The organism is Kitasatospora sp. NPDC059747 (assembly GCF_042732955.1).
Lineage (GTDB): Bacteria > Actinomycetota > Actinomycetes > Streptomycetales > Streptomycetaceae > Kitasatospora.
This window is the reverse complement of record NZ_JBHWGV010000008.1, coordinates 69,589-96,338: the sequence shown is the minus strand read 5'-3', so window position 1 is coordinate 96,338 and position 26,750 is coordinate 69,589. Positions and strand designations below refer to the sequence as shown.

The 26,750-nt window shown below is 73.7% G+C and carries 29 protein-coding genes; 23 read left to right on the top strand and 6 right to left on the bottom strand.

Going from position 1 to position 26,750, the window contains the following annotated elements; genetic code table 11:
- Positions 1-52 precede the first annotated feature (52 nt).
- The 5 genes from ACFV4G_RS05745 to ACFV4G_RS05725 all read right to left on the bottom strand — a co-directional run bounded on the left by ACFV4G_RS05745 (position 53) and on the right by ACFV4G_RS05725 (position 6,809).
- A complete protein-coding gene (locus ACFV4G_RS05745; protein ID WP_380436840.1) occupies positions 53-1,774 on the bottom strand; it encodes an LCP family protein in 1,722 nt (573 codons plus the stop codon).
- Between the two features lie 246 nt (positions 1,775-2,020).
- Complete coding sequence (locus tag ACFV4G_RS05740; RefSeq protein WP_380436838.1) at positions 2,021-2,524, bottom strand: nuclear transport factor 2 family protein; 504 nt, start codon at positions 2,522-2,524, stop codon at positions 2,021-2,023.
- 5 nt (positions 2,525-2,529) lie between these two features.
- Entirely contained in the window at positions 2,530-3,489 is a 960-nt protein-coding gene (locus ACFV4G_RS05735; protein WP_380436836.1) for an NAD-dependent epimerase/dehydratase family protein, read from the bottom strand.
- A 20-nt stretch (positions 3,490-3,509) separates the two neighbouring features.
- Positions 3,510-6,296, bottom strand: a complete 2,787-nt coding sequence (locus ACFV4G_RS05730) for an AMP-binding protein (RefSeq protein ID WP_380436834.1) — start codon at positions 6,294-6,296, stop codon at positions 3,510-3,512.
- Between the two features lie 318 nt (positions 6,297-6,614).
- Positions 6,615-6,809, bottom strand: coding sequence for a hypothetical protein (locus ACFV4G_RS05725; protein ID WP_380436832.1), 195 nt, complete (start codon positions 6,807-6,809; stop codon positions 6,615-6,617).
- A gap of 191 nt (positions 6,810-7,000) precedes the next feature.
- Between ACFV4G_RS05725 and ACFV4G_RS05720 the strand changes: the two genes are divergently transcribed.
- The 23 genes from ACFV4G_RS05720 to ACFV4G_RS05610 all read left to right on the top strand — a co-directional run bounded on the left by ACFV4G_RS05720 (position 7,001) and on the right by ACFV4G_RS05610 (position 26,025).
- Positions 7,001-7,780, top strand: coding sequence for a DNA-binding response regulator (locus ACFV4G_RS05720; RefSeq protein WP_380436830.1), 780 nt, complete (start codon positions 7,001-7,003; stop codon positions 7,778-7,780).
- A 132-nt stretch (positions 7,781-7,912) separates the two neighbouring features.
- Positions 7,913-8,716 carry a LuxR family transcriptional regulator gene (locus ACFV4G_RS05715; protein WP_380436828.1) on the top strand — a complete coding sequence of 268 codons (804 nt, stop codon included), beginning with the start codon at positions 7,913-7,915 and terminating at the stop codon, positions 8,714-8,716.
- A 252-nt stretch (positions 8,717-8,968) separates the two neighbouring features.
- On the top strand, positions 8,969-9,892 hold the full coding sequence (locus ACFV4G_RS05710; protein ID WP_380436826.1) for an ACP S-malonyltransferase: 924 nt from the start codon (positions 8,969-8,971) through the stop codon (positions 9,890-9,892).
- Positions 9,893-9,955: 63 nt separating this feature from the next.
- Positions 9,956-10,714: a thioesterase II family protein gene (locus ACFV4G_RS05705; RefSeq protein WP_380436824.1), complete on the top strand. Its 759-nt coding sequence runs from the start codon at positions 9,956-9,958 to the stop codon at positions 10,712-10,714.
- A gap of 178 nt (positions 10,715-10,892) precedes the next feature.
- The gene (locus tag ACFV4G_RS05700; RefSeq protein WP_380436822.1) at positions 10,893-11,147 is read left to right on the top strand and encodes an acyl carrier protein; all 255 of its coding nucleotides are present in this window, start codon (positions 10,893-10,895) and stop codon (positions 11,145-11,147) included.
- Between the two features lie 35 nt (positions 11,148-11,182).
- Positions 11,183-12,448, top strand: coding sequence for a beta-ketoacyl-[acyl-carrier-protein] synthase family protein (locus ACFV4G_RS05695; protein WP_380436820.1), 1,266 nt, complete (start codon positions 11,183-11,185; stop codon positions 12,446-12,448).
- Positions 12,445-13,596, top strand: coding sequence for a beta-ketoacyl-[acyl-carrier-protein] synthase family protein (locus ACFV4G_RS05690; protein ID WP_380436818.1), 1,152 nt, complete (start codon positions 12,445-12,447; stop codon positions 13,594-13,596). Before ACFV4G_RS05695 ends, ACFV4G_RS05690 begins: the two co-directional genes overlap by 4 nt.
- A gap of 73 nt (positions 13,597-13,669) precedes the next feature.
- On the top strand, positions 13,670-14,533 hold the full coding sequence (locus ACFV4G_RS05685) for a beta-ketoacyl synthase N-terminal-like domain-containing protein (protein WP_380436816.1): 864 nt from the start codon (positions 13,670-13,672) through the stop codon (positions 14,531-14,533).
- Positions 14,530-15,393: an alpha/beta fold hydrolase gene (locus ACFV4G_RS05680; protein WP_380436814.1), complete on the top strand. Its 864-nt coding sequence runs from the start codon at positions 14,530-14,532 to the stop codon at positions 15,391-15,393. The genes ACFV4G_RS05685 and ACFV4G_RS05680 overlap by 4 nt, the downstream gene beginning before the upstream one ends.
- On the top strand, positions 15,390-16,358 hold the full coding sequence (locus ACFV4G_RS05675; RefSeq protein WP_380436812.1) for a hypothetical protein: 969 nt from the start codon (positions 15,390-15,392) through the stop codon (positions 16,356-16,358). The genes ACFV4G_RS05680 and ACFV4G_RS05675 overlap by 4 nt, the downstream gene beginning before the upstream one ends.
- On the top strand, positions 16,355-16,729 hold the full coding sequence (locus ACFV4G_RS05670) for a hypothetical protein (RefSeq protein WP_380436810.1): 375 nt from the start codon (positions 16,355-16,357) through the stop codon (positions 16,727-16,729). Before ACFV4G_RS05675 ends, ACFV4G_RS05670 begins: the two co-directional genes overlap by 4 nt.
- 1 nt (position 16,730) lies before the next feature.
- Complete coding sequence (locus ACFV4G_RS05665; RefSeq protein WP_380436808.1) at positions 16,731-17,138, top strand: hypothetical protein; 408 nt, start codon at positions 16,731-16,733, stop codon at positions 17,136-17,138.
- Positions 17,138-17,545, top strand: a complete 408-nt coding sequence (locus ACFV4G_RS05660) for a hypothetical protein (RefSeq protein ID WP_380436806.1) — start codon at positions 17,138-17,140, stop codon at positions 17,543-17,545. Before ACFV4G_RS05665 ends, ACFV4G_RS05660 begins: the two co-directional genes overlap by 1 nt.
- 47 nt (positions 17,546-17,592) lie before the next feature.
- Positions 17,593-18,702 carry a beta-ketoacyl synthase N-terminal-like domain-containing protein gene (locus ACFV4G_RS05655; RefSeq protein ID WP_380436804.1) on the top strand — a complete coding sequence of 370 codons (1,110 nt, stop codon included), beginning with the start codon at positions 17,593-17,595 and terminating at the stop codon, positions 18,700-18,702.
- A 61-nt stretch (positions 18,703-18,763) separates the two neighbouring features.
- A complete protein-coding gene (locus tag ACFV4G_RS05650) occupies positions 18,764-19,012 on the top strand; it encodes an acyl carrier protein (protein WP_359971072.1) in 249 nt (82 codons plus the stop codon).
- Positions 19,012-19,404, top strand: a complete 393-nt coding sequence (locus ACFV4G_RS05645) for a 3-hydroxyacyl-ACP dehydratase FabZ family protein (protein WP_380436801.1) — start codon at positions 19,012-19,014, stop codon at positions 19,402-19,404. The genes ACFV4G_RS05650 and ACFV4G_RS05645 overlap by 1 nt, the downstream gene beginning before the upstream one ends.
- A gap of 68 nt (positions 19,405-19,472) precedes the next feature.
- Positions 19,473-19,904: a 3-hydroxyacyl-ACP dehydratase FabZ family protein gene (locus ACFV4G_RS05640; RefSeq protein WP_380436919.1), complete on the top strand. Its 432-nt coding sequence runs from the start codon at positions 19,473-19,475 to the stop codon at positions 19,902-19,904.
- A 15-nt stretch (positions 19,905-19,919) separates the two neighbouring features.
- A complete protein-coding gene (gene fabG / locus ACFV4G_RS05635) occupies positions 19,920-20,666 on the top strand; it encodes a 3-oxoacyl-[acyl-carrier-protein] reductase (protein WP_380436799.1) in 747 nt (248 codons plus the stop codon).
- Positions 20,667-20,718: 52 nt separating this feature from the next.
- A complete protein-coding gene (locus tag ACFV4G_RS05630) occupies positions 20,719-21,342 on the top strand; it encodes a 2-hydroxychromene-2-carboxylate isomerase (RefSeq protein WP_380436797.1) in 624 nt (207 codons plus the stop codon).
- Positions 21,343-21,370: 28 nt separating this feature from the next.
- Entirely contained in the window at positions 21,371-21,586 is a 216-nt protein-coding gene (locus tag ACFV4G_RS05625; protein WP_380436795.1) for an MbtH family protein, read from the top strand.
- 156 nt (positions 21,587-21,742) lie between these two features.
- Positions 21,743-22,462, top strand: coding sequence for a thioesterase II family protein (locus tag ACFV4G_RS05620; RefSeq protein WP_380436793.1), 720 nt, complete (start codon positions 21,743-21,745; stop codon positions 22,460-22,462).
- Complete coding sequence (locus ACFV4G_RS05615) at positions 22,459-23,301, top strand: mycofactocin-coupled SDR family oxidoreductase (RefSeq protein ID WP_380436791.1); 843 nt, start codon at positions 22,459-22,461, stop codon at positions 23,299-23,301. The genes ACFV4G_RS05620 and ACFV4G_RS05615 overlap by 4 nt, the downstream gene beginning before the upstream one ends.
- Positions 23,302-23,355: 54 nt before the next feature.
- Positions 23,356-26,025: an amino acid adenylation domain-containing protein gene (locus ACFV4G_RS05610; RefSeq protein WP_380436789.1), complete on the top strand. Its 2,670-nt coding sequence runs from the start codon at positions 23,356-23,358 to the stop codon at positions 26,023-26,025.
- Positions 26,026-26,085: 60 nt separating this feature from the next.
- On the opposite strand, the gene ACFV4G_RS05605 is transcribed toward ACFV4G_RS05610, so the two are convergent.
- Positions 26,086-26,643 (bottom strand): hypothetical protein, encoded by a 558-nt coding sequence (locus ACFV4G_RS05605; protein WP_380436787.1) that lies wholly within the window; start codon positions 26,641-26,643, stop codon positions 26,086-26,088.
- Between the last annotated feature and the right edge of the window lie 107 nt (positions 26,644-26,750).

Here is a 26,750-nt window from a genome sequence, read left to right as displayed (position 1 = left end):
GACCCCGGGACGGACGCGCCCCGGAGTCGTGCGATGCGGTGTACGGGTGCGGTCAGCCGCCGCTGCCGTAGGTGGTGTTCGCGCAGATGTCGTCGTCCGCGGAGCGGGCGTCGTTGGTGACGGTGGTGGGCAGCGGGGCCGGGGTGCCGGGGGTGCCGGCCGCGGGCGTGCCGCCGGGGGCGGCGGCGCCGTTGGCGGCGGCGAAGTCCTGGCCGACGATCACCGAGATGCCCCGCGAGCTGCTGGGCTCCAGGCTGGCGCCGGGGAACAGCGCGGCGACCTTCTCGGCGTTCGCCTTCTGGCTGGCGCTGTACTCGATCGTGGTGGTCTTGTACTTCGTGCTGGCCGCCTGGCCCGCCGTGGTGGCGGAGAACTTGGCGGCCTTGAGCTGCTCGGTCGCCTTGCCGGCCAGGCCGTTGGCGATCGTGCCGTTGTAGACGGCCACCTTCACGGACTCGTTGGAGGCGTCGCCGGCCGGGGCGGTCGAGGTCGGTGCGGCGGGCTGCGGCGAGCTCGGGGCGGCGGGGGCGCCGTCCTGCTGGCCGGTGGCGTTCTGGCCGTCGATGGTGTGGTCGGCCTTGAGGGTGTCCCAGAGCTTCTGGACGTCCGGCTGGACCAGGTCGATGTTGGCGTCCTGGGTGCGGTAGCGCCAGGGGGCCGTCACGAACTTGAGGTTGTGCATGTCGATGTTCTTCAGCGACAGGCCGAAGGACAGCAGCTTGTCGGCGGAGCTCAGCCCGGGGTCGACGGTCAGCGACTTGGTGGCGGCGTCGGCCAGCGGCAGCAGGTTGGTGGGGCTCAGCCCCTCCGACTTGATCTTGTTGGCGAGCGAGCTCATGAAGGCCTGCTGGCGCTTCATCCGGCCGATGTCGGAGCCGTCGCCGATGCCGTGCCGCAGCCGGACGTAGTCGAGCGCCTTCTGCCCGTCGACGGTCTGCTTGCCCTGCGGGAGGACGAGCTCGCCCTTCTTGTGCAGGTTGGGGTTGATGTCGCCCTCGTAGATGGCCTTGGGCAGGCACACGTCGACGCCGCCGACGGCCTTGGTCATCGAGGAGAAGCCGTTGAAGTCGACGACCATGGTGTGGTCGACCCGGATGCCGGTGAGCTTCTCGATCGTGTTCTGGGTGCAGGCGGGGTTGCCGGCGTCGCTGCCGCCGACCGAGAACGCCGCGTTGAACAGGTCGTTCCCGGCCTTGGTCCACTTGCCGTTGGGCAGCTTGCAGGACGGGATCTGGACGATCGCGTTGCGCGGGATCGAGATGCCGACGGCGTGCTTGTGGTCGGCGTAGACGTGCAGCAGGATCGTCGTGTCCGAGCGGGCGCCGCCGTCCTCGCCGCCGCCGAGGTCGGAGTTGGAGCCGCCGCGGCTGTCGGAGCCGATGAGCAGCACGTTGACCGGCTTGTTGCCGTCCGCGTCGGCCTGGGCCTCCGGCGGGCGGTCGGTGGCTATCGCGTCCGCGTCGAAGGACTTGATGTTGGCGTTCAGCTTGAAGTAGATCGCGCCGCCGGTGCCGGCGAGCAGCACCAGGACGCCCGCCGCCGACCAGGCGACGATCTTCTTCACGTTCTTCTTCGGCTTCCGGCTGTTGCGGGCCGCCGCGCGGCCGCCGCCGCCTGCGGACGGGGCGCCCTTGCCGCCCTTGCCCTGTGCGGCCCGGCGGGCCTCGGCCCGTCCGCCGGCGCGCGGCTGCGGGACGGCGCTGTCGCCGTCCGTGGTGGCCGCGTCGGGCGCGTCCTCGCCACGAGCCGGGCTCTCGCCCCGTTTGCCTGCCATCCGCGTACCTTTCACCGCCGGAAGCGCTGCCCGTGATGATCGGGCACACCGTACTCTGGGAGACGGTCGGGACCGCACCCGGGTTGCACAATACGAAGGCCATATAAGAACTACGGCCATCACCGGAGAATACAAGCCGGTCGATCGCGCACCGTGTGACCAAGGTCTCCGGCACAGGCGGCGCAGCGCGGGCGGGAGCCCGGCCCGCCGTGCGCGAACCGGGATCCCGGGAGGTGGGGCGGTGTCTCAGCTCTCGATCACGCGGCGGAACAGCACGGTGTCGAAGACGTCCTCCATGCGCACCGCGCGGCCCCCGCGCAGGGTCCAGGAGTGGATGAACGGCAGCGTCACGGTCGTGCCGCGCTTCGACGTGACCTCGCGCACACCGAAGACCACGACGCGGTCCCCGGCGGCCACGAACTCCTGTGGTCGCAGGCGCATTCCGCCGAGCACGGAGGGCACCTTCGCGAGGAACTCGCGCACGCCCGCGTGGCCGTGCTTGGTGCCGCCGAGGCCGTACTCGGCCATGCCGTCGGGGTGCACCCACTCGACGCGCGGGTCGAGGGTGTCCAGCAGCGCGGCGACGTCGCGGTCGTGGAAGGCCCGGTAGGCGCGCTCGATCAGGGCGCGGCTGCCGGTGGCGGCGGCATCGGCGGTGAGAGCGGTGTCGGTCAGAGCGATGTCGGTCAGAGCAATGTCGGTCGGAACGGTGTCGGTGAGAACGGTGTCGGTGAGAACGGTGTCGGTCATGTCGGTCAGCGTCCCTTCGTCATGCTCTCGCCGCCCACGCGGCGGCCGTCCAGGTACTGCGGGTACATCACGCGCAGGGTGCGTTCGATGCCGTCGCGCCAGTCGACGGTGCACGGGCCGGTCAGCTTCCGGCGCAGCGTGGGATCGAACCGGTACGTCTCGCGGGTCACCTCGCTCGGGACGAGGTCCGCCGTCACACCGGTGAGCCGCTCGATGTGGCGGATGCAGTCGGTGACGCCGACGGACTGGTCGCCGCCCCAGTTGACGACGGTGGCCGGGGTGGCGGCGGCCGCCCAGAGGCGGGGCACCTGCGCCACCAGGTCGTCGGTGTGCAGGAGGGAGCACCAGTTCTGGCCCTCCAGCGGCACCTGGATCGGCTGTCCGGCCAGCATCGCCTTGAAGTACAGCATCGGCACGCCGCCGTAACTGCCGGGCCCGTAGGCGATGTTGAGCCGGGCGATGGTGGTGGGCAGGTCGAGCACCCGGGCGAAGGCGCGCACCGCGCCCTCGGTGGCGAGCTTGCCCATCGGGTAGGCGGGCAGCCAGTCGGCGGAGCCGTCCACCGGGTCGTCCTCGGTGTAGGCGTGGTCGAGGGTCCGGCGCTTGTAGAGCGCGCCGGTGGAGACGAACAGGAACGCCTCGGCGGTGCGGCAGTGCTCCATCAGGCGGCCGGTGGCGACGGCGTTGATCTCGGCGGTGGCGTTGAAGTCGCCGTCCTCGCCGCGGTGGACGGCGGAGTGCAGGACGTGGGTGAAGTCCCGCGGCAGTCCGGCGAGCGCCCGCTCGGAGCCGTCGGCCATGTCCCAGTGCCGGGTGCGGATGCCCCGGTCGGCCAGTGCCCGTTCGACGCCCGGCGTGCCGAACCGGCCGATGCACCAGACCTCGGCGTGTTCGGCGAGCGCCTCGGCGACCGGCCGGGCGACCTGCCCGGTGCCGCCGGTGATCAGGATCTTCTTCCCCCGCATGGTGCTGCTGTGCTCCTTCGTCATCGGTGCGCGGCCCGCCGGCGGGCCAGTTCGTCGGCCCCGGCGAGCGCGTGGTCCAGTTCGCGGCGCAGGACCGCCTGGAAGGCGGCCACGTGGCGCGGGCCCATCAGGGTGTAGTGCTCGCCCGGCACCTCCACGTACCGGTTCTCCTCGCGGGCGTGCTCGTCCCAGCGCCGCAGCTCGTTGTCGAGCCACTCCTGGCGGGTACCGCGCAGCGGGAGCGCGTGGAACACCGTCATCGAGCGGACGGCGCCGCTCGGCCGGTACTCCCGGCCCAGGCCGGTGAGGGTGTCGGCGATCTCCGCCCAGGCCGCGAACCGGTCGGCGTCCAGGTCGAGTTCGGCCAGCCGGTGCGGCGGGGCGAGGGCGACCAGCCGGGCGGCCTGCTCCTCGCGCGGCAGGTGCCGCAGCGCGTCGGGGAGGTCGACGGACTGCTTCTTGTCGATCAGTTCCAGGAAGAGCGCCAGGTGGGCGGCCGTCTCGGCGTACCCCAGCTCCTCCATGCGGTACTTGATGTGCGGCGGCAGGTTGAAGCTGCCGACGAAGTCGACCCGCTCGCCCCGCGCCTCCAGGACCTTGGCGATCTCGAAGGCGACGGCGGCGCCGTAGGAGTACCCGGCCACCGCGTACGGGCCCTCGGGCTGCTCGGCGCGGATCGCGTCCACGTAGGCGTCGACCATCTCCTCGAAGGAGACGAAGGGCTTCTCGCCGTCGTTGAAGCCGCGGGCGCGCAGCGCGTGGAACGGGCGGTCGCCGACGAAGTACCGGGCGAGGTTGACGAAGACCAGCACCTCGCCGACGCCGGGGTGGACGCAGAACAGCGGGGTCTTGTCGCCGCCGGTCTGCATCGGCACCAGCGGGTCGTACGGCCGGGCGGCGCCCGGGGCGGCGGCGGGCTCGGCGAGGCGGGCGGCCAGGGCGCGGACGGTCGGCGCGGTGAGCACCGTGATGACCTCCAGGCCGGTGACGCCGAGCCGCTCGGCCACCCTGGCGCGCAGCCGCAGGATGTCGAGCGAGGTGCCGCCGAGGTCGAAGAAGCCCGCGGTGGCGCTGATCGCGGCCGGGTCGCAGTCGAACAGCTCGGCGTAGATCGCGGCGAGGGCGAGCTCGACCGGGCCCTCGGGCGCGGTGTACCCGCCGAGCATGCGCGTCGTCAGGTCAAAGACGGCGGACTGCTGCCCGGCGTACGCCCCCTCCTCCAGGCGGCGGCGCATCAGGGCGCGCTGGATCTTGCCGAGGCTGGTCTTGGGGAACGCCTCGGCGGGCAGGGGCAGGACCAGGGCCGGCCGGAAGCCCCAGTGCGTGACGACGGTCGCGCGGACGGCGGTGAGCACCCGGTGCAGGGCGGTCTCGTCGCCCTCCGGCAGGTCGGGGTGGAAGGCGATCACCAGCTGCTCGGTGTCGCTGCCCGCCGGGCGGGTCGGGAAGGCGGCGACGTAGGAGCGGGCGACGCCGTCGAGCTGTTCGAGGGCGGCCTCGACGTCGTGGCTGAAGTACGTGACGCCGTTGACGATGACGCTGTCCTTGCTGCGTCCGACGAGGGTGAGCCGGCCGCCGTCGATCCGGCCGAGGTCGCCGCTGCGGAACCAGCCGTCGGCGGTGAAGGCCCCGGCGGTGGCCACCGGGTCGCGGAAGTAGCCGCCGGTGATCATCGGGCCGGTCAGCTGGAGCTCGCCGACCGCGCCCTCGGGCAGCGGGCGGTCCTCCGGGCCGGCGATGCGGACGGACAGGCCGGGGACGGGGGTGCCCAGGTTGGCGAACTCGGCGCCGCGGTCGGTGGCCGGGAAGCCGTGGCGGGAGTAGACGCTGCCGGCACAGGTCTCGGTCATGCCGAAGGCGGGCCACAGGGCGTCCCCGGCCAGGCCGTACGGCGCGAGCCTCTCCAGAAACGTTTCTCCGGTGCTGACCAGGACGGCCTCGCCGCCGCTGATGATCTGCCGGACCCGGCTCAGGTCGAGCCGCTCGTCCCCGGCGTCCAGCCGGTCGGCGGCGGCGGAGACCAGGCCGAGGAGGAAGTTCGGCGCGAAGGTCATCGTCACGCCGTGCCGGGACAGCAGCCGCGGGAACTCCAGCGGGTCGGCGAGCACCGCGGCGGGGGCGACGTGCAGCTGGCGGGCGCCGACGGACAGCGGCAGCAGGTGGCACTCCAGCAGCGCGGCGACGTGGTCGAAGGAGACCCAGTTCAGCGTGACGTCGGCGGCGTCCAGCCGGTGCGCGGCGTTCTTGGCCGCCATCGAGGCCAGCAGGTTGGCGTGGCTGAGCATGACGGCCTTGGAGTTGCTGGTGGACCCGGAGGTCAGCATCAGCACGGCGGTGTCCCCGGGGGCGGCGCGGTGCAGCTCCGCGGCGGGCTCGCCGGACAACTCCTCCAGGACGGCGAGCGGGCGGTCCCGGTCGGGCGGGAGGGCGGCGGCCAGGCCGGCGGTGGTGACCGTCAGCGGACCGTCCAGCAGGGCGTCGACGTGGCCGAGCCGGGCGGCCCACCGCTCCGGGTCGGCGGCGGCCGGCGCGGCCAGCGGGCACGGGACGAAGCCGCCGAGCACGGCGCCCCAGAACGCGGGCAGGAAGTCCTCGGCGCGCTCCAGGATCAGCACCACCCGGTCGCCGGGGCGCAGACCGCGGGCCCGCAGGCCGGTCAGGACGCGCCGGGCGGCGTCGAGCAGGGCCGGGTAGCTCTGATCGGTCGGACCGGCGTCGGCGGCGCCGGGGCCGTGGCCGAGGCCCGTCGCCGGATGCCGCTCGGCGACGTCCAGCAGCAGGTCGGTGAGGTTGGTGGGACGTGTCACGGGCCGTCTGTCTCCTGGCTTCGGGGCGCGCCGGGGCAGCCCGCCTGGCACGCCGAACAGGGGTGAGGACCACAGGGGTGCGGATGTCCGCAGCGTGGCGCGACCGGACGGTTCAGCGCGGGGACGCCGGCGACGGCACCGCCCGCCACCGCGCCGTCGCGCCGGTGGCCGGCCGGGCCGGCAAAGTTATGGGCCGAAAAGTCCCCGTCTGACGTATGGTCACGCCGCTTACCGTAAGGTCGGACCAGTCCAGGCCGGCCGGGCGAGTTCAGGGTTGGCCGGAAGGGGACAGGGCCGCGACCGGCGGTGAGGGGCGGGCTACTTCTCGTGAGGAAAACGGAATGCCGACCGCTCCTTTCCGGTGCCCGAGTGCAGGTTGATGCCAGGGCGGCTGGAGATTCGCCAGGTCGGTGGTGGGAAAATCCCGGCCTGATATATGCCCGTCGCGATGTCGTTCGCGATGCCGTTCGCGATGCCGTTCGCGATGCCGTTCGCGATGTCCTTCGAGCCCACCCCGCGACGCACCCGCCGAGTGCGGGCTCAAAGGCCCTTGACCTGCGGTTTTGAGCAAAGGTTGACTGGCTTCGAACAGCCGAACTACTGTCAGTCGCAGGTGGTCTGATCAGGTGTCATCTGACATGTTCTTGATTAAACAGTTGAACGTCGAATGAACGGAAAGACCACCACCGTAAGGGGGGACGCAAGTGACCAGTGCAGCCGGTTCGCCGAACGGCCCTGGCCAGGAGGAATCGACGCCGGGCGATCATGCCGCGCACGTCGAAAAGACCCTGCTCCAGGCGCGGGCACTGATCGAATCCACCGTCTCGCTCTACCGGCAGCGCCCCGACCAGGGCCCCCCCGCCCCGCACACCGACGTCACCGCCCTCGGCGAGGCCGTCGAACAGCTCGTGCACGGCGCCCGGCACTCGGTCTGCGTCGCCGTCACCGGCACCGGGCCCTTCGAGCAGATCGCCCGCGACGCCCTGACCACCATGCGCCCCGGCACCGTCGTCCGGGTCCTCTGCGCCCCCGGCGTCGCCGACTGCGCCCTGGCCAAGCTCGCCCACGCGCCCGGCGCCCGCTTCGAGATCCGCGTCTCCGAGGCCGACCTGCGCGACATCGTCATCTCCGACGGCGCCGCCGCCCTCGTCCGCGCCTCCGCCGGCAACGCCAAGGGCCAGGCCACGCTGGTCAACGACCGGGCCGCGGTCCGCGCCCTGGAGCTGCTCTTCGCCGGCGCCTGGTCGCTCGGCCGCAAGCTCGACGACCACCTCGCGCTCAGCCCCCGCCTGCTCGGCGACCTCACCCGCAGCATCCTGGAGCGGCTGCGCAGCGGCTACACCGACGAGGCGGCCGCCCGCGACCTCAGCATGTCCCTGCGCACCTACCGGCGCCACGTCGCCGAGATCATGCGCGAACTCGGTGCCAGCTCCCGCTTCCAGGCCGGTGTGCGCGCGGTCGAGCTGGGCCTGCTCCACGAGTGACAGCCTGTCTTCGGCGCCCCTGCGGGCCCTGCGGGACAGGGCCGGGCGCCGTCCCCGACCACACGGGGAGGACCGCGGCCCACCAGCCGCGGCGCAGTGAGTAACACCAACGGGGAAACTGGTGAGTACGACGTGCCCATCGAGGCAGAGGACGAACTGGAAAGAGCACTCCTGGAAGTGCGGTCGCTGATCGAGTCGACGGTGGCCATCCACCGCGACCGCAGCCACCGGGCCCAGCAGATCGCCACGGTGGAGGGCGGCTACCGGGCGGTGCTCGACACCGCCGCCGCCCTCATCCGCAGCGCCGTGCGCAGCATCGACATCGTGCACGCGCGGATGCCCGGCGCCGAGGAACAGGAGCCCGGGCTCAGCGAGTTCGCCGAGCGAAGACTGATCTACGGCGCCGCCGAGACCATCTCCGTGCGGCTGCTGACGAACCCTTCGATGATCGACGAGGACTTCGTCCGCGAGCAGCTCGCCAAGGAGCGGCCGGTGGCGATCCGGGTGGCCCGGGTGCCCCCGCTCCAGGCGCTGCTGGTGGACGGCACGACCGCGCTGGTCGTCGCCGAGTCGGCCACCGGCGTCCGGGCCTCCGTCATCCGCGAGCCCAAGGTGGTCTTCACGCTGGGCTCGCTGTACGAGAGCGTGTGGCGCAACGCCGTCCCGGCCGGCGAGCGGATCGTCTTCGGCGACCGGGACCGGGCCGCGCTCGCCCAGCAGATCCTCGGCGCGCTGCGGGCCGGCGTCACCGACGAGGTCGCCGCCCGCGAACTCACCGTCTCGGTGCGCACCTACCGCCGGCACGTCGCCGAGATCATGGCGATGCTCGGCGCGCAGTCCCGCTTCCAGGCCGGCGTGCGCGCCGCCGAACTCGGCCTGCTGCGGCCCGCCCGGCCGGGGCCCGGCGGCGGCCCGGGCGGCGGCCCGGGCGCCTGAGGCCGCAACGATCCACCGGGCGCCGGGCGAGTGGCAGCTTCCTGAAGGGTCTGTTGCCGCTCCCCCGGCGCCCTCGGTTGTATGGGCCGCGGAAAGGGGGCCGGGTACCGCACGCACCCGGAAATCCCCTTCCCGATGGCCTGCCGTACTCCCCCGAAACTGCCGGCCGTCGGCACGGGGACCCGCCCTCCGGAAAACCTCCGGCGGCGGGCCCCCGTACCCACCGGTGAATTCGGCGCGGAAGGCGGGTCAATGGACCAGAACCCGATCGGTCTGGTGTTCCCCGGCCAGGGGACGCAGAAAGCGGGAATGGGCGAGCCCTGGCGGGAAACCCCGTCCTGGGAAATCGTCACGGCAATCTCCGGGGTCACCGGGGAGGATCTCGCGGAACTGCTCCTGGACACTCCGGACGAACACCTGCGGCGCACCGACCTGGCGCAGCTCACCGTGTTCACGGTGGCCATGGTCGCGTACGCCGAGGCGGTGCGCCGCGGCGCGCTCGACGGGCCGGTGGCCGCCGTGGCCGGCCACAGCCTGGGCGAGTACGCCGCGCTCACCGCCGCCGGGGCGCTCACCCTGCCCGACGCCGCCGCGCTGGTGGCGGCCCGCGGCCGGGCCATGCGGGACGCCGCCGACGAGCGCCCCGGCACCATGGGCGTCCTGGTCGCCGCCCCGCTGGAGCAGGTCGCCGAACTCACCGACCGGATCCGGGCGCGGGGCGCCGAGGTGTGGGTCGCCAACGTCAACGCGCCCGGCCAGACCGTGGTCTCCGGCTCCGCCGAGGGCATCGAGCTGATCGGCGCCGAGGCGCCCTCGATCGGCGCCAAGATGATCCGGCTGTCCGTCGGCGGCGCCTTCCACAGCCCGTACATGGCTCCCGCCGCCGAACGGCTGCGGACCGCACTGAAGAACACCGCCTTCGCCCCGGCCCACCTGCCGGTCGTCGCCAACGCGGACGCCCGCGCGTACGCCGGCGACTGCGACTGGCCCGCCCTGGCCACCCGCCAGCTCACCTCGCCGGTGCTCTGGGAGCCCTCCGTGCGCACCCTCACCGGCGAGCTCGGCTGCCGCCGGCTGGTCGAGATCGGCCCCGGCAAGACCCTGGCCGGCCTGATCCGCCGGATCGCGCCGGAGACCGGGGTGGTGTCGCTGAACAGCCCGGCCGCGCTGGGCTGACCGGGGCCGGGAGGGGTCCGAGGACCGGCCCCAGCACCGAACCGGACAAGGAGAACCACCCCGATGACACAGGCCACCGAGAGCATCTGGCTGCGCCGGTACCCCACCGCGGCACCCCCGCGGCTGCGGCTGCTCTGCCTGCCGCACGCCGGCGGCTCGGCCGGCTTCTTCCACGGCTGGGGGCGCGCCTTCGGCGAGGACGTCGAAGTCCTCGCCGTGCGCTACCCCGGCCGCCAGGAGCGGATCGCCGAGGACCCGTGGACCCGCCTGGAGGACCTCGCCGACGCGATCACCGCCGAGCTCGCCCCCTGCCTCGACACCCCGCTCGCGCTGTTCGGCCACAGCATGGGCGCCACCGTCGGCTACGAGATCGCGCTGCGCCTCGCGCAGCGGCACGGCATCGCCCCGGCGCTGCTGGCCGTCTCCTGCCGCAAGGCCCCGCACCTGCTGACGCCGCGCACCGCCGCCTTCGGCAGCGACGACGAACTGCTCGCCGAGGTCGGCCGGATGGGCGGCACGGACGCCGCGCTGCTGGCCGACGAGGACCTGCGCGAGCTCGTCCTGCCCGCCATCCGCGCCGACTTCCGGGCCGTCGCCGGGTACGCGCCCCGGCCCGGCGTGCCGCTGCCCTGCCCGGTGGCCGGCTACGTCGGCGACGGCGACCCCGACGTCGCCCCCGACGAGGTCGCGGCCTGGGCCGGGATCGCCCCGGCCGGCTTCGACCTGACCGTCCTGCCGGGCGGCCACTTCTACCTGGTCGAGCAGCGCGAGGCGCTCGTCGCGGACCTCCGCGCACGGCTTTCCGCGACCGTCCGCCGCTGAATTCCCGGACGCCGGTGGCAGGTTGTTGCAGCCGCCGTTGTGGGCCCGGAAACCGGGCTCGCAGAATTCCATCCGCACGGTTATTCGATCCGGCGCGGCACCCCGCGCCGCATCCCGCACCACATCCGGCAATGCATTCCGCGCGGCCCGGGAACCGGGCCGGACAAAGGAGAAGACCATGACCACCGCCACCCGCGACGAGCGCCTCGAAACCATCAAGGAAATCGTCTGCGACATTCTGGAGATCGAGGAGGACGAGGTCACCGAGACCAGCCTCTTCAAGGAGGACCACGACGCCGACTCGCTCCGCGCGATCGAGATCCTCGCCGCCCTGGAGAAGGAGTTCGGCGTCGTGATCAACCAGAGCGAGCTGCCCCGCATGGTCAACCTCACGGGCGTCTACGAGGTCGTCTCGGAGCCGGCCGGCTGGTAGTCCCGACAACGCTGCGACGGATGGGGAGGGTCGCCATGACGGCGGCAGGAAACGGCACCGGGCACACCGGGCCGCAGCGGCACCGGGTGGTGCTCACCGGGCTCGGGGTGGTGTCCAGCATCGGCCTCGGCGTCCGGGAGTTCCTCACGGGGCTCCGCGAGGGCCGCAGCGGGGCCCGGCCCATCTCGGTGTTCGACACCGAGGGCTTCGCCCACGCCAACGGGTGCGAGATCACCGACTTCGACCCGCGGGACTGGATCCGCACGCTGGACGTCGAACAGCTCGGCCGGGCCGCGCAGTTCTCGACCGCGGCGGCCCGGATGGCCCTGGAGGACTCCGGCCTCGACCTGGCACTGCTGCGCGGCCGGCGCGGACTGATCTCCATCGGCACCACCGACGGCGAGAGCTACGACCTCGACCAGCTGGTCGAGCGCGAACTCGCCGACGGCACCGGCACCTTCGACCCGACGGCCGCCCGGCGAGTGCCGGCCGGGCGGCTGTCGGCGGCCATCGCCCAGGAACTGGGCCTGACCGACGTCGAGGCGCTGACCATTCCGACCGCGTGCTCCGCGGGCAACTACGCCATCGGCTACGGCTTCGACGCCGTCAGCTCCGGCGAGGCGGAGTTCGCCTTCTGCGGCGGCGCGGACGCGATGTGCCGCAAGACCTTCACCGGCTTCTACCGGCTCGGCACCATCGCCCCCGACCGCTGCCAGCCCTTCGACGTCGACCGCAAGGGCATCCTCACCGGCGAGGGCGCCGGCGTGCTCGTCCTGGAGCGGCTGGACTCGGCGCTGGAGCGCGGCGCCACCATCTACGCCGAGGTGCTCGGCTACGGGCTGAACTGCGACGCCCACCACCAGGTGGCCCCGGACCGGGACAGCGTCGCCGAGCTGATGCGGCTCGCCCTGGACAACGCCGGCGTCAAGCCGCAGGAGGTGGACCTCATCTCCGCGCACGGCACCGGCACCAAGGCCAACGACATCACCGAGGCCGGCGCCATCCGGCAGGTGTTCGGCGACACCCCGCCGCGCACCGTCTCGATGAAGTCGATGCTCGGCCACAGCATGGGCGCCGCCAGCGCGCTCGGCGCGATCGGCTGCGCGCTCGCGATCCGCAACCGGTTCATCCCGCCCACCATCAACCACGTCACCACCGACCCCGACTGCGACGTCGACTGCGTGCCCAACCAGGCGGTCGAGGCCGACCTGCGGATCGTCCAGAACAACGGTCTCGCGTTCGGGGGCAACAACGCGGCGGTCCTGCTCGGGCGGTACGACGCGACCAAGGAGGCGTCATGACGATCCGCCCCATCATCGGGATGGGCGCGGTCGCCGCCACCGGCACCGGTGTCGGCGAGCTCTTCGAGAACCTGTGCGCGGGCGTCTCCGGCCGCGCCGAACTGCGCGGCTTCGACCGCACCAGGTTCCGCGCCCAGCACGCGTACGAGGTCGACGACCGCCCCGCCCCGGGCGAGGACGTCCCGGGCCGGGCCGGCCGGCTGCTGCACGAGGCGATCGCCCAGGCCGCCGCCGACGCGGGCCTCGGCGAGGACCTGTCCGGCATCCCGATCCTGGTCGGCACCGGCCTGCGCGAACTGCGCTCGCTGGAACTGTGGTGGGCCGACGGCTCGCCGTTCGCCGACTCCGGGCTGCACTTCGGCACCGGCCTGAAGGAACGCTTCAACGCCGACGTCACCCACACCTTCTCCAACGCCTGCTCGGCCTCGCTGTACGCGCTCGCGCTGGCCGGCGACCTGCTCGACCAGGAGGGCCCGGACGCGCCCGACACCGTCATCGTGGCGGGGGTCGACGTCCTCACCGAGTCCATGTACGGCCTGCTGGAGCGCGTCCACGCGACGCCCCCGGACCGGGTGCGGCCCTTCGACCGCAACCGCACCGGCGTGCTGATGGGCGACGGCGCCGCCGCGATCGTGCTGCGCCGCACCGAGGAGGGCGCCCCGCAGGTGCACGCCCGGCTGCGCGGCGTGGCCGTCAACTGCGACGCCTTCCACGTCACCGCGCCCTCCCCGGAGGGCATCGCCGAGGCCATGCACGCCGCCCACCGGCTGGCCGGCGTCAAGCCCGCCGACCTCGACCTGGTGATGGTGCACGGCACCGGCACCCTGCTCAACGACGAGGCCGAGGCCACCGCCCTGGCCGCCGTGCTCGGCGACGACGCCTCCGGCCCGCTGATGACCGCGGTGAAGTCGATGACCGGCCACACCTCGGGCGCCTCCGGCCTGATCAACCTGATCGTCGGCGTCCGGGCCCTGAACGAGGGCCGGGTGCCGCCGACCGTCGGCCTGGAGGACCCGGTGGACGAGGCCGCGAAGTTCAGCTTCGTCACCGGCGAGGCCGCCACCGACCGGACGCTGCGGCTCGCGCAGCTGAACGCCTTCGGCTTCGGCGGCATCAACGCCGTGGCCATCGTGGAGGGGACCCAATGAGCGAACGACGTGAGCTCATCATCAAGGGGTGCGCATGGGTGAATGCCCCTGCCGAGCGAAGCGAGGCGGGCGCATGAACGTAGTGGTCACCGGCGCCGCCGTCCTGCTGCCCGGCACCGAGACGGTCCGCGCCCTCGCCGACGGGCCCGCCCCCGGCGGGGCCCCGGTGGAGCCGGCCGCGCACGTCGGCAAGAAGGGCCTGCGCTACAAGGACCGGGCCACCCAGCTCGGTTACGCGCTCACCGCCGCCGCGCTGCGCGACGCCGGACTGCTCGGCGCGGACGAGAAGGCGGGCATCACCGTGCCGGCCGTCAGCGTCGGCGTGGTCGCCAGCTCCAACTTCGGCAACCTGGACACCGTCACCCGCGCCCTGGACACCCTGCGCGAGGGCACCGTCACGGCCACCTCGCCGATGGACCTGCCGAACGCCTCCAGCAACGTCATCGCCTCCTCGGCGGCGATCCGCTACGGGCTGCGCGGCCCCAACCTGATGGTCTGCAACGGCGAGACCTCCGGCCTGGACGCGCTGCACTGGGCCGCCACCCTGATCAACGCCGGCCGGGCCGAGCGCGTCCTCGTGCTCGGCGTCGAACCGGACAACGAGGTGGTGCGCCGGCTGCTCGGCGGCGAGCGCGCCGTCGACGGCGGGGCGGCCCTGGTGGTCGAGTCCCGCGCGGCGGCCGCCGCCCGCTCGGCGACCGTCCGCGCCGTGCTCGGCGGCTACCGCCGCGGCGCCGCCGCACCCGACGAGCGGGGCCTGCGCTGGGAGCTGCCCGCGCACCTCGGCAAGGCCTCCGGCGCCGCCGGGCTGCTCCAGGTGGCGGCCGCGGTCGGGCTCTTCGACGCCGGTGAGCCGGGCCCGGTCCAGGCCGTCACCGGCGGCGCCGGCGACGACGCCCGGGCCGACCTGCTGGTGCTCGCCCCCGAAGCGGCATGAGCGGCGACGCCGTGGCGGGCGGGCCCGACCTGCGCCCGGTCTCCGTCGAGCGGCGCACCGACGGCACCGGCCCCCGCGTGCTGCTGCTGCACGGCCTGGCCGCCAACGACAGCGTGTGGGAGCCCGCACTCCCCGAACTGCCGGGCGGCCTGCAGATGTGGACCGCCCGGCTGCCCTGGCGCACCGAGACCATCACCGGCCTCGGCACCGAGACCGACCTGGCCGGCCGGCTCGCCCAGGCGCTGGAGTCGGTGCCCGGCGGCGCCGAGGTCGTCGTCGCGCACTCGATGGCGGCCAACGTGCTGCTCGACCTGCTGGACCGCGAACTGCGGGCCGGCGTGGACGCGCCGCGCAAGTACGGCCTCCGCGCGCTCGTCCTGGTCTCGCCGTTCTACCGCTCGCGCGCCGAGCAGTTCGACTGGGAGACCATCAGCTACTACCTGAACGACTTCCACCTGATCATGGAGGAGGGGATCCGGGCCCACTCCGGCGGCCGGGTCCCGGCCGACCTGCGGCGGGCCATGGGCGAGCGGGTGCGCGAACGCGTCGGCCCGTACGGCTGGTTCCGCTTCTTCGACCTGTACCTGCGCACGCCCGCGCTGGCGGCCGGCCGGCTCGCCCTGCCCACCCTGGTGCTGGCCGGCGAGAGCGACTTCGCCGCCCCGCCCGGGGAGGGCGTGGCGCTCGCCGGGGCCCTGCCCGACGCCCGCTCCCTCGTCCTGCCCGGCTGCGGGCACTTCCCGATGCTCGACGCGCCCGGGCGGTTCGCCGCCGCCGTCGCCGAGTTCGTCCACACCGTCCCGGGCCTGTCGCCGTCCGACGGCCACGCCCGACCAACCGCCCTGGAGCTCCAGCGATGACCCTCGTCACGGACACCGCCGTCAAGGCGCTGCTGACCACCTCCACCGCCACCCAGGTCCGCCCCCGCTACGAGGGCTCCAACATCTGCACCTGGATCGGCTTCAAGCACGTCAACTACCTCGTCGAGGAGGCCGTCCTCGACCACTTCCGGCAGGCCGGGCTCCCGGCCCGCGCGCTCTACGAGGAGCACGGCCTCGGCCTCGACCTGGTCTCGATCGACACCCGCATCCTGCACGCCTTCCACATGGACGACGTGGCCGAGGCCGAGGTCGTGCCGTGGACCAAGGACGAGGACGGCACGATCGGCCTCAAGGTCGTCATCCGGGTCGAGCGCGACGGCGAGGTCCTCAAGGCCGTCACCTCCAAGGTCCGCGTCTCGCTGCGGATCGACACCTACCTGGAGGCGGCCGGCGAGGTGCCCGCGCTGCTCGCCCGCTTCGCCGTCGCCAAGCTCGGCGACGACCTGGAGCGCGCGGCCGGCACCGCCGCCCCCGCCGAGGAGGAGGTCCTCGCCTCGCTGACGGCCGGGCAGAACGCGTACGCGTGGAAGTGGAACATCCCGTACCCGTACTGCCACTTCACCGAGCGCATCCAGATGTCGGGCTACCTGCGGCTGATGGAGGAGGGCAAGGACCGCTTCGTCGCGGACCGCGGCATCTCCATCAAGACCCTGCTGGACGACCGCAAGTGGATCCCGGTCGTGCCGCGCTCCGACATCCGCATCCTCGACGAGGCGCTGATGGAGGAGGACCTCTACACGGTGTACACCGTCGAGGAGGTCTTCAAGGACTTCACCTACACCTCCCGCATGGACTTCTACGTCCTGCGCGACGGCGAGCTGGTCAAGACCGCGACCGGCCGCATCGTGCACGGCTACGCGGTGATCGGCAACCGCCGCGACTGGAGCCTGGTGAGCTTCGACCAGCGCGTGCTCGACGCCGTCAACGGAGTGCAGCAGGCGTGAACGAGACCAGCGAGATCTCCGCGAGCGGGGTCGAGGTGTGGGAGGGCTCCACGCCGCGCCTGCTGCTCATCGAGAGCCAGGGCCGCGTCGCCCAGGACGCCGGCTTCCGGCGCGACGCGGTCGCCCAGGTGCTCACCGGGCAGTCGGCGCTCCTCTTCCTCGTCCAGGACGGCGTCGTGCTCGCCGTCCCGGGCAGCGACTCCGACCTCGACCGCTTCCAGGAGGAGGGCGGGGTCCTCGCCGCGGACAGCTTCTCGCTGGCCCAGCACGGCCTGGACGGCGCGGCCCTGCGCCCCGAGCTCCGGGTGGTCGGGATGGACGTCGTGGCGGGCTGGATCCTCGATCCGGCCGTCCGGGTGGTGTGGCACTGAGGTGGCCAGACGGATCCCGCACACGGACGTGCTCATCACCCTCATGGGTGCCCCCCACGCATCGGACCAGGTCACCACCGCCCTGCGGCTGACCCAGGCCCTGTTGGAGCGCGGTGCCACCGTGCAGGTGTGGACCTGCGGCTACGCCACCCTGCTCACCCAGAAGCCGCTCGGCCCGGACAAGCCGCGCAACCTCGCCGACTGGAACCGGGAGTACCCCTCCCTCGCCACGCTCGCCGGGGAACTGCTCACCGCCCACCCGGACCGGCTCCACTGGTACGGCTGCCGGTTCTGCAGCGACGACCGCGGCGCCGTGGACCACCTCCCCCAGGTCGTGCTCCGCCCGCCGGCCGGCTACGCCGCCAACGTCGCCGCCGCGGACAAGACCCTGCTGATGGGGGTGATCTGATGGCCGGCGACCCGACGGACCCGACGGACGGCCGGGTGCTGGCCATCGTCGAACGCGGCTACCGCGGCGCGCTCGACAAGCAGTTCTTCGACGAGCTGTACCTCGCCACCGAACTGCACCGCCAGCTCGGCGGACTGGACGTCCTGCTGCGCGGCTCGGCCGCCGGCTACGCCCTGGACGCCGCGCCGCCGCCCCCGCTGCGGATCGGCAACCGCACCGTCGACACGCTCACCGACCCCCGCCAGGGCCTGCGCACGCTGCTCGGCGCGGGCGTGCGGGTGCTCGTCGAGGAGCCCGACATCGCGGCGCTGCGCTCCCCGCTGCCGCTCGTCGACGGCGTCGAGCTCGCCCCTGCGGGCGCGACCGCCGCGCGCTGGGGCGAGTACCGGATGGTCGTCTTCCTCTGAACGCCCCGCCCCACTGACCCCTTGACCGAAAGGAACCGGTGACGGTCATGACCACCCTCACCACGGGCGCCGGACGCCCGGTGATCACCGCCTGGTCGGCCGTGTCGCCCTACGGCATCGGCCGCACCGCCTTCACCGAGGGCCTGCGCGAGCGCCGCGGCACCGTCACCGCGCTCGGCGCCGAACACGGCACCACCCCCGACGGGACCGGCCACGTCGTGCCCGGCTTCGCGATCCGCGAGGTGCTCGGCAAGAAGGGCACCCGCTCGATGGACCGGGTCACCGGCCTCGCCGTCACCGCCGTCGGCGCGCTGCTCGACGACGGGCCGCGCAACCGGGCCGTCGGCACCGGCGAGGGCGCCGCGTTCGCCCTCGGCACCACCACCGGCAGCGCCCAGTCGATGATGGACTTCACCCGCGACTCGCTCACCGGCGAGCAGCCCTTCTTCGTCGACCCCGCGCGCTTCCCCAACACGGTGATGAACTGCGCGGCCGGCCAGAGTGCCATCTGGTACCAGCTGAAGGGCCCCAACGCGACCATCGCCGGCGGCCGCACCGCCGGCCTGCACGCGCTCAACTACTCGCGCCGGCTGCTCGGCACCGGCCGCGCCCGGACCGTCCTGTGCGGCGCGGCCGAGGAGTTCAGCCAGGCCCGGTCCTGGCTGGAGCACCACAGCGGCGACGCGGCCGAGGCCGGCGCGCCCGCCCTCGGCGAGGGCTGCGCGATGCTCCTCGTCGAGCCGTACGCCCCCGGGGACCCGGACCAGCCGGTGCTGGCCGAACTCCTCGGCGTCGAACTGCGCGTCGTCCTCGACGGCGACCCCGCCCCCGTGCTGGCCGCCGCCCTGCGCGCGGCGCTGGAGCGGGCCGGCGTCGAACCGGGGCAGGTCGCCGCGGTGGCCCGCTCCGGCGCGCCCGGCCGTGAGGGCCGCGGCGAGGCCGAGGCCGTCCGCGAGGTGCTCGGCACCGACGGGTACGCCGACCTGACGCTGACCGGGCTGATCGGCGACACCGGGGCGGCCGCGGCCGCCTTCCAGGCCACCGCCCTGCTCTCGTACGCGGCCGACCACCCGGCCGGGGCGGCCGGACGGATCGGCGTGATCACCTCCGTGGACCGCAGCGGCACCGTCGGCTGCGCCCTGCTCGGCCTGCGCTGAGCCCCGGCTCCTCCGCACTCCCCCTGAACTCCTCCGAACTCCTCCGAAAGGAACGGCAATCGTGCTGGACAAGGAAGAACTCCGCGCCGTGGTCGCCCAGGTGCTGGACGTCGACGCCGAGGAGGTCACCGACGACGCCCGCTTCGTCGACGACCTGGAGGTCGACTCGCTGATGGCCCTGGAGATCGTCGTCGTGCTGGAGAAGAAGTACGGCGTGAAGCTGCCCGAGTCGGACCTCAAGCAGATCACCACCCTGCGGAACGCCTACGACGTCCTGCTCGGCCGGCTCGACGCGGCGAAGGCCGCCTGATGCCCGCCGCCGGCCCGCTCGGCGGCGCGGTCGAGGTGCTGCCCGCCACCGACGGGCTGCGCACCGCGGCCCGCTTCCGGGTGGAGGACACCGAGACCGTGCTGCCCGGCCACTACCCGGGCTTCCCGATCTTCCCCGGCGTCTGCCTGGTCGAGTGCACCCACCAGGGCGCGCTCGCCACCCTGCCCGCGGAGGCGAAGGGCGCCGCGCTGGCCGCCGTGGAGTCCACCCGGTTCACCGGGCCGGTCTTCCCCGGCGACGAGCTGGAGATCGCCATGGAGTGGAAGCGGACCGCGGCCGGCGACTGGCAGTGCCGGGCCAAGCTGGCCACCGGGCGCGGCCCGGCGGCGAGCGTCCGGCTGCGCTACGCCCTCGCGGAGGTGGCGGCGTGACCGGCTTCTCCGTGCCGGGTGTGATCGGCCAGCGCGACATCCGCGCCCGGCTGCCGCACCGCTTCCCGATGCTCCTGGTGGACCGGGTCGTCGACCTCGTCCCCGGCGAGCGGCTGACCGCCCTCAAGGCCGTCACCTGCAACGAGCCCTGGTACGAGAAGCTCGGCGCGGACACCCCCGCCGAGGACTTCGCCTACCCGTCCTCGCTGCTGGTCGAGTCCTGGTGCCAGTCCGCCGGGGTGCTGGCCACCTGGGACGACCCCAACCCGGACGTGCTGAGCGGGCAGGTGATGCTCTTCGGCGGCATGACCGGCGTCGAGTTCCACCGCCCCGTGCTGCCCGGCGAGGTCCTGGAGCACGTCGTCCGGCTGGACCGCCGGGTCGACGACACCGTGCTGTTCGAGGGCGAGACCCGCTCGGCCGGCGAACCCGTGATGACCGTCGGCCGGATCGTGATGGCCTTCCGCCCCGCCGAGGCGCTGCGCCCGGCCACCATTTGAGGAGAGAGCACCACCATGTCGGACACCACCAGCCGGGTCGCCCTGGTCACCGGCGGCTCGCGCGGCATCGGCCGGGCCACCGTCACGGCGCTCGCCCGGGACGGCTTCGACGTCGCCTTCTGCTACCGCTCGGACGACGAGGCGGCGCGCAGCCTGGAGAAGACCGGCGACGAGCACGGCGTGCGGATCACCGGCACCCGGGTGGACGTCGCCGACGGCGCCGCCGTCCGGGCCTGGATCGAGGCCACCGAGGACGGGCTCGGCCCGGTCGCCGCGGCCGTCACCGCGGCCGGCATCACCCGCGACAACCCGCTCGTCCTGATGGAGGACGAGCAGTGGCGCCAGGTCATCGACACCAACCTGGACGGCGTCTACCACGTCTGCCGCGCCGTGGTGTTCGGCATGATGAAGCGCCGCGGCGGCGCGATCGTCAACATCTCCTCGGTCGCCGGGGTCTACGGCCACGGCACCCAGACCAACTACTCGGCGTCCAAGGCCGGGATCATCGGCTTCACCCGCGCCCTGGCCAAGGAGAGCGGCCGCGCCGGCATCCGGGTCAACGCCGTCGCCCCGGGCTTCATCGAGACCGACATGGTCGCCGCGATGAACGACAAGGCCCGCAAGGAGGCACTGACCTCGATCCCGCTGCGCCGCATGGGCACCGCGGAGGAGGTCGCCGACCTGGTCGCCTACCTGGTCTCGGACAGGGCCGCGTACATCACCGGCGCGGTCCTCCAGATCGACGGCGGCATCACCATCTAGCCCGGACGGCCGGGCAGTTCGAACCACCCGTTCAGAAAGGCTGGAGGCGGCGATGGCACGACGTGCACCGCGCTGGTACTTCTCCTTCCGCAGCCCCTACTCCTGGATGGCCTACCGCGACCTGGTCGACCACCACCCGCAGGAGGCCGAGCGGATCGAGTGGCTGCCGTTCTGGGAGCCGGACCCGTCCGCCCAGGACGAGCTGGAGCAGAGCAACATCCGGCTCCCGTACGTCCCGATGTCCAAGGAGAAGCACCTCTACATCCTGCAGGACGTCCGGCGCCTGGCCCGGGCCCGCGACCTGGAAATGGTCTGGCCGGTCGACCCGGCCCCGCGCTGGGAGGTCTCGCACCTCGCCTACCTGGCCGCCGAGCGGCTGGGCGTCGGGCGGGAGTTCATCGCCGAGACGTACCGCACCCGGTGGGAGCGCGGCGAGGACATCTCGCGGCCCGACACCATGCGCAAGATCGCCGAGACCATCGGCGCCGACCCGGAGGCACTGGCCCGGGCCCACGAGGACCCGGAGATCCGCGAGCTCGGGATGGCCGCGCTGGGCTCCCTGCACCGCGACGGCGTGTTCGGCGTGCCGTTCTTCATCTGCGGCTTCGACAAGTACTGGGGCGTGGACCGGCTGCCGGACTTCCTCCGGCGCCTGCAGTCGCTCAAGGTCTCCTGACCCACCACCACCGAAGGAAGGGCCCACCATGGCCAGCAACCCGTTCGAGAACGACGACGCCCGCTACCTGGTCCTCGTCAACGAGGAGAACCAGCACTCGCTCTGGCCCTCCTTCGCCGAGGTCCCGGCCGGCTGGACCTCCGTGTTCGGCGAGGACGGCCGCCAGGCCTGCCTCGACTACATCAACGAGCACTGGACCGACATGCGGCCGAAGTCCCTGGCCGACGCCATGAACGCCGCCTGAACCACCCCGTCCGGCCGGCGGGCGGCGGGCGTTGGCAGCAATCTGCAACGCCCGTTGCCCGCGCTCGGGGCCCGGTGACAGCGTGGACGTCCGGCCGCCCCCGGGCGGCCACGCCCCCGGTCGCCGTGCAGCCACCACGCAGCTTCCCAGAAAGCGATGCCGCTCATGACCCACTCCCTGGTGTGCCTGCCCTTCGCGGGGGGCGGCGCCGGCTTCTACCGCGGGTGGAAGAACCTCCCCGCACACGCCCCGCGCATCGTCCCGCTCCAACTGCCCGGCCGCGAGGAGCTGTTCCTCGACGAGCCGTTCACCGACGCGGCGACCGCCGCCGCCGCGCTCGCCCCGCGGGTCGCGGAGCTGGCCGACGGTCCGGTCGCGCTGTTCGGGCACAGCCTCGGCGCGGTGCTCGCCTTCGAGCTCGCCCGCGCACTGGAGCAGCAGCCCGCAGTCGACCTCGTCCACCTCTTCGTCAGCGGCTCGCCCGGCCCGTGGACCCCGCGCACCCGCCGCGCCACCGGCCTGGACGACGACGCCTTCCTCGCCCGGGTCCAGGAGTTCGCCGGCTACCAGCACGACGCGCTGGCCGACCCGGACATGCGCGAACTGCTGCTGCCGATCCTGCGCGCGGACGTCGGGATGCACGAGGACTACCGGCCCGCGACGGACGAGCCGCTGCGCACCCCGATCACCTCGCTGCGCGCCACCGGGGACACCCTGGTGACCCGCGAGCAGGCCGGGGAGTGGCGCGCGGCCACCACCGCCGCGTTCCGGCTGGTGGAGCCGGAGGGCGGCCACATGTACCTCACGGAGTCGCCGCTGCCGGTGGTCGACGCCGTCGCGGCCGCGCTCGCCGCTCCCTCGGGCGCCGCCTCGTGAACGAGCCCGCCACCGGCCGGCTGAGCGGCAGGACGGCCCTCGTGACCGGCGCCGCCCGCGGCCTGGGCCGCTCGTGCGCCGTCCGGTTCGCCGCCGAGGGCGCCGACCTGGTGCTGGTCGACGTCGCCGGGGACCTCGACGGCGTGCCCTACCCGCTCGGCTCGCAGGGCCAGCTGGCGCACACCGCCGAGCTCTGCCGGGCGCACGGCGCGGCCGTCCACACCGTCGCCGCCGACGTCCGCGACCCGGCCGACGTCACCCGCGCCGCCGAGCAGGCGCTGGACCGCTTCGGCACCGTCGACGTGCTGCTCAACAACGCCGGCATCGCCGCGCCCTCGGGCAAGGCCGTCCACGAGATCGCCGAGGACGAGTGGGACCTCATGGTCGGCATCGACCTCACCGGCGCCTGGCGGATGATGAAGGCGGTCGTGCCCGCCATGGTCGAGCAGCGCTCCGGCAGCGTGATCAACGTGGCCTCCACCGCCGGGCTGGTCGGCTACCGGCACTTCGCCGGGTACGTCGCCGCCAAGCACGGCCTGATCGGCCTCACCAAGGCCGCCGCGCTCGACTACGCGCCCTTCCGGGTCCGGGTCAACGCCCTGTGCCCGGGCTCGGTGCGCGACGACCCGCTGCACGAGGGCCGGATGCTCGCCGAGATCGCCCGCTCGCTGGACGTCGCCGTCGACGAGCACGAGGAGATCTTCGTCCAGGCGCAGCCGATGAACGCCCTCATCGAGCCGCAGGACATCGCCGGCGCCGCGCTCTGGCTGGCCGGCGACGACTCCCGGCAGGTCACCGGGACCACGCTCACCGTCGACGGCGGCTTCAGCGCCCGCTGACCGCCCGCCCACGTCCCGCACGCCCGTTCGCCCCACCGTCAGGAGTGTCCGTCCATGTCGAGAAGTCAGGCCGCGTCCTGCCACAGCCTGGTGGTCCGGCTGCCGGGCGCCGTCGAGGCCGGGGAGCTGGCGCGGCGGCTGCGCACCGCCGCCGGCCGGGCCCGCGCCGAGCTGGCGGGCCTGCCGCTGTGGGAGGAGCGGGTGGGCCTGCCCGCCGGCCACCCGCGGGCGGCCGCCCGGGCCCGGCGCGAGGCCGAACGCCCGCTGCGGGCCGCCGGGCCGCCGCTGCGCGCGGTGTTGCTGCGCTACGCCGACGACGCGGCGGACCTGGTGCTCGTCGCGCGGCACGAACTGGCCGTCGACGGTGCCGCGTTGACCTTCGCCGAGGCCGAGCCCGGGGCCTCCGCCACGCCCGTCCCGCCTGTCGCGCTGGAGTGGGGCCTGGGCGAGCCGGCCGCGGCCGGGGCCGTCGCGGAGCTCCCGCTGCCGGACGGCCTGCCGGGTGACGCCACGCTGCTCGTCGGCGCCGCCGCCCTGGTGCTCGCCCGGTACGGCACGGGCGCTCCGGTGGACGAGGCGCAGGACGTGTCGGCCTACCTGGCCGGACGACCCGCGTACGAGGGCGGCGTGCTCGACCTCGGCGGCATCGGCGTGCTGGTCGAGGAGGCCCGCGCGGGCCAGCGGCGGGTGGCGCAGCTGGCGCCGGCACTGCCCGGCCTGCTGCACCTCACGGTCGGTGCGGACGGCACGGCGGCCGGGGTACTGCGCCACCGGCCGAGCGAGCTGGCGCCGGTCGTCGCCTCGCGATTCGCCGACCACGTCGCCCACGTGGCACGGCAGTTGGCGGCGGACCCGGGCCGGGCGCTGGAGACCGTCGAGCTGCTCACCCCGGACGAGGCGGAGCACGTCCTGGCCCTCGGTGTCACCCCGCCGGCCGGGAGCCCCGCGTCCGCCGTCCGCACGATCGACGGGCTCTTCGCCGACGTGGTCCGCGAGCGGCCGGACGCCGTCGCGCTCACCGCCGGCGAGACGAGCCTGCGCTACGCCGAGCTGGACGCCCTCGCCGAGCGCACCGCCGCCGGGCTGCGCGCCCTCGGCGTGGCCCCCGGCTCGATGGTCGGCGTCGCCCTGGAGCGCGACGCGGACCTGGTGATCAGCCTGCTCGGCGTGCTCAAGGCCGGCTGCGCGTACGTGCCGATGGACCTGCGCTACCCCGAGGACCGGCTGCGCTACACCGTCGGCAACGCCGGGGCGGGCGTCGTCATCGGCACCGGCGGGGGCCTCCCGGCGGACCTGGACGGCGTGCGCGTCGTCACCCCGGCGGAACTGCGCGCGCTCGGCGACGCGGCCCCGGCCGCGCCCCGCGCCGAGGACGGCGCCGCGCCCGCCTACGTCATCTACACCTCCGGCTCCACCGGCCGCCCCAAGGGCGTCGTCATCCCGCACCGCAACGTCGCCGCGCTGGTCGAGGCCACCCGCGGGGACCTGCGGCTCGGCCCGGACGACGTGTGGACGCTGTTCCACTCCAGCGCCTTCGACTTCTCGGTCTGGGAGATCTGGGGCTGCCTGCTCACCGGCGGCCGGCTCGTCGTCGTCGACCACTGGACCACCCGGGACCCCGAGCTGTTCCACGCCCAGCTGGTCCGCGAGCGGGTCACCGTCCTGAGCCAGACGCCGTCGGCCTTCGCCCAGCTGGTCGAGACCGACCGGCCGGCGCCCGCCGACGCGCTCGCCGTGCGCCTGGTGGTGTTCGGCGGCGAGCCGCTGGACGTGCGGATGCTCGCCCCCTGGTTCGCCCGGCACTCGCCCACCGCCTGCCGGCTGGTCAACATGTTCGGCATCACCGAGACCACGGTGCACGTCACCGCGCACACCGTGACCCCGGCCGACGTGCTCGCCACCGGCCGCAAGGTCGGCCCGGCGCTGCCCGGCTGGTCGCTGTCGGTGCGCGACCCGCGCGGGCGGCTGCTGCCGGTCGGCGTGCCCGGCGAGATCTGGGTGGGCGGCGCCGGCGTCGCCGACCGCTACCTCGGGCAGCCGGAGCTGACCGCCCGGCGGTTCGTCGAGGACCCGTACGGCGGCGGCCGGATCTACCGCAGCGGCGACCGCGGCCGGCTGCGCCCGGACGGCGCCCTGGACCACCTGGGCCGGCTGGACAGCCAGGTCAAGGTGCGCGGCCACCGGATCGAGCTGGACGAGATCCGCAACGTGCTGCTGGGCCACCCCGACGTGACCGGCGCGGCCACCGTGCTCAACCACGAGACCCCCGGCGACGCGGCCACCGCCCGGATCGACGCCTACGTGGCGCTGCGCGGCACGGCCGCCCCGGCCGACGTCCTCGCGCACGCCCGCGGGGTGCTGCCCGGGTACATGGTGCCCGCCTCGGTCACCGCCGTGCCGGCGATCCCGCTGACCATCAACGGCAAGGTGGACACCGCCGCACTGCCCGCGCCCGGCGCCGCCGCGGCCCCGGCCGGGGCCGGCGCCGCCACGGCCGGTGCGGACCCGCTGACCGACCAGGTCCTCAAACTGTGGAGCCACGCGCTCGGCGCCGAGGTCGGGCTCCAGGACAATTTCTTCGAGCTCGGCGGGAATTCCCTGCTGGTGATCCGGGTGCTCCGGGAAATGCGCGACCAGGGACTCCCCAAGGTGACCACCCAGGACTTCTACCGGAACTCGACGGCGGGCCGGTTCGTGGAACTCGTCCGGGACGCCAGGGGCTGATACCGGGAAGAATGGAAGGGCCCGAAAGCAAAGGGCCCCGGGCTGACCGCCCGGGGCCCTTCAGGCCGTTCCGTCGACGCGTTTCTTGACCGCCGCCAGGAGCGCGATCCGAATCATTCCACTGGGAATGCGGATGACCTTCCAGTACCGCCCGAAACTGCGTTTCGCCGCGTCGTCGGTGGCCAGGATCCTGGTCTCGGTGGAGAGCACCCCGCCGGCGCAGCGCAGGGTGAAGACGACCTTGGTGCAGCCCGGCTCCGCGTAGTCCCTGAAGACCTCGGCCATCGGCTGCTCCGGGGTGACGGGACCGGCCGGCGAGCCGATCCCCCCGTACACCAACTCGTCGTCGGACAGGGCGAGTACGGTCTCGCCACCCATCGCGAAGTCGTCCAGGACGCGGCCGTCCGGGCGCAGCTTGTTCTTGGTGAACGCGAGCAGGAAGCGGGCCACCGGGGCCTCCCGCCAGGTCATCTCGCGGGCCGCCGCCAGCACCTCCTCCGGGGGCGCGGTGACGGCCACCCAGTGGTGTTCGCGGAAATGCCATTCCGGCATGTAGCGGTCGACCAGCTCCCCCTTCGGAGGGGTCGGCCCGGACTCCTTCGTGCCGTTCTCCTTCATGCCGCGACGCTAGCACGCGGCCCGGCGGCCACCAAGGCGTGGCAGCTTTCTGCAAGCAGCGTTGTCCGGGCTTCGGGGCCGCTGTTAGACATGGTTTCCGGTTGGTT

What these genes read in the sequence shown, in the direction of transcription:
- ACFV4G_RS05695 (WP_380436820.1), top strand. Translation starts at nt 11,183, where the DNA reads ATGACGGCGGCAGGAAACGGCACCGGGCACACCGGGCCGCAGCGGCAC.
- ACFV4G_RS05645 (WP_380436801.1), top strand. Translation starts at nt 19,012, where the DNA reads ATGCCCGCCGCCGGCCCGCTCGGCGGCGCGGTCGAGGTGCTGCCCGCC.
- ACFV4G_RS05690 (WP_380436818.1), top strand. Translation starts at nt 12,445, where the DNA reads ATGACGATCCGCCCCATCATCGGGATGGGCGCGGTCGCCGCCACCGGC.
- fabG (WP_380436799.1), top strand. Translation starts at nt 19,920, where the DNA reads ATGTCGGACACCACCAGCCGGGTCGCCCTGGTCACCGGCGGCTCGCGC.
- ACFV4G_RS05660 (WP_380436806.1), top strand. Translation starts at nt 17,138, where the DNA reads ATGGCCGGCGACCCGACGGACCCGACGGACGGCCGGGTGCTGGCCATC.
- ACFV4G_RS05640 (WP_380436919.1), top strand. Translation starts at nt 19,473, where the DNA reads ATGCTCCTGGTGGACCGGGTCGTCGACCTCGTCCCCGGCGAGCGGCTG.
- ACFV4G_RS05630 (WP_380436797.1), top strand. Translation starts at nt 20,719, where the DNA reads ATGGCACGACGTGCACCGCGCTGGTACTTCTCCTTCCGCAGCCCCTAC.
- ACFV4G_RS05605 (WP_380436787.1), bottom strand. Translation starts at nt 26,643, where the DNA reads ATGAAGGAGAACGGCACGAAGGAGTCCGGGCCGACCCCTCCGAAGGGG.
- ACFV4G_RS05625 (WP_380436795.1), top strand. Translation starts at nt 21,371, where the DNA reads ATGGCCAGCAACCCGTTCGAGAACGACGACGCCCGCTACCTGGTCCTC.
- ACFV4G_RS05740 (WP_380436838.1), bottom strand. Translation starts at nt 2,524, where the DNA reads ATGACCGACACCGTTCTCACCGACACCGTTCTCACCGACACCGTTCCG.
- ACFV4G_RS05610 (WP_380436789.1), top strand. Translation starts at nt 23,356, where the DNA reads ATGTCGAGAAGTCAGGCCGCGTCCTGCCACAGCCTGGTGGTCCGGCTG.
- ACFV4G_RS05745 (WP_380436840.1), bottom strand. Translation starts at nt 1,774, where the DNA reads ATGGCAGGCAAACGGGGCGAGAGCCCGGCTCGTGGCGAGGACGCGCCC.
- ACFV4G_RS05675 (WP_380436812.1), top strand. Translation starts at nt 15,390, where the DNA reads ATGACCCTCGTCACGGACACCGCCGTCAAGGCGCTGCTGACCACCTCC.
- ACFV4G_RS05655 (WP_380436804.1), top strand. Translation starts at nt 17,593, where the DNA reads ATGACCACCCTCACCACGGGCGCCGGACGCCCGGTGATCACCGCCTGG.
- ACFV4G_RS05685 (WP_380436816.1), top strand. Translation starts at nt 13,670, where the DNA reads ATGAACGTAGTGGTCACCGGCGCCGCCGTCCTGCTGCCCGGCACCGAG.
- ACFV4G_RS05700 (WP_380436822.1), top strand. Translation starts at nt 10,893, where the DNA reads ATGACCACCGCCACCCGCGACGAGCGCCTCGAAACCATCAAGGAAATC.
- ACFV4G_RS05705 (WP_380436824.1), top strand. Translation starts at nt 9,956, where the DNA reads ATGACACAGGCCACCGAGAGCATCTGGCTGCGCCGGTACCCCACCGCG.
- ACFV4G_RS05710 (WP_380436826.1), top strand. Translation starts at nt 8,969, where the DNA reads ATGGACCAGAACCCGATCGGTCTGGTGTTCCCCGGCCAGGGGACGCAG.
- ACFV4G_RS05620 (WP_380436793.1), top strand. Translation starts at nt 21,743, where the DNA reads ATGCCGCTCATGACCCACTCCCTGGTGTGCCTGCCCTTCGCGGGGGGC.
- ACFV4G_RS05735 (WP_380436836.1), bottom strand. Translation starts at nt 3,489, where the DNA reads ATGCGGGGGAAGAAGATCCTGATCACCGGCGGCACCGGGCAGGTCGCC.
- ACFV4G_RS05680 (WP_380436814.1), top strand. Translation starts at nt 14,530, where the DNA reads ATGAGCGGCGACGCCGTGGCGGGCGGGCCCGACCTGCGCCCGGTCTCC.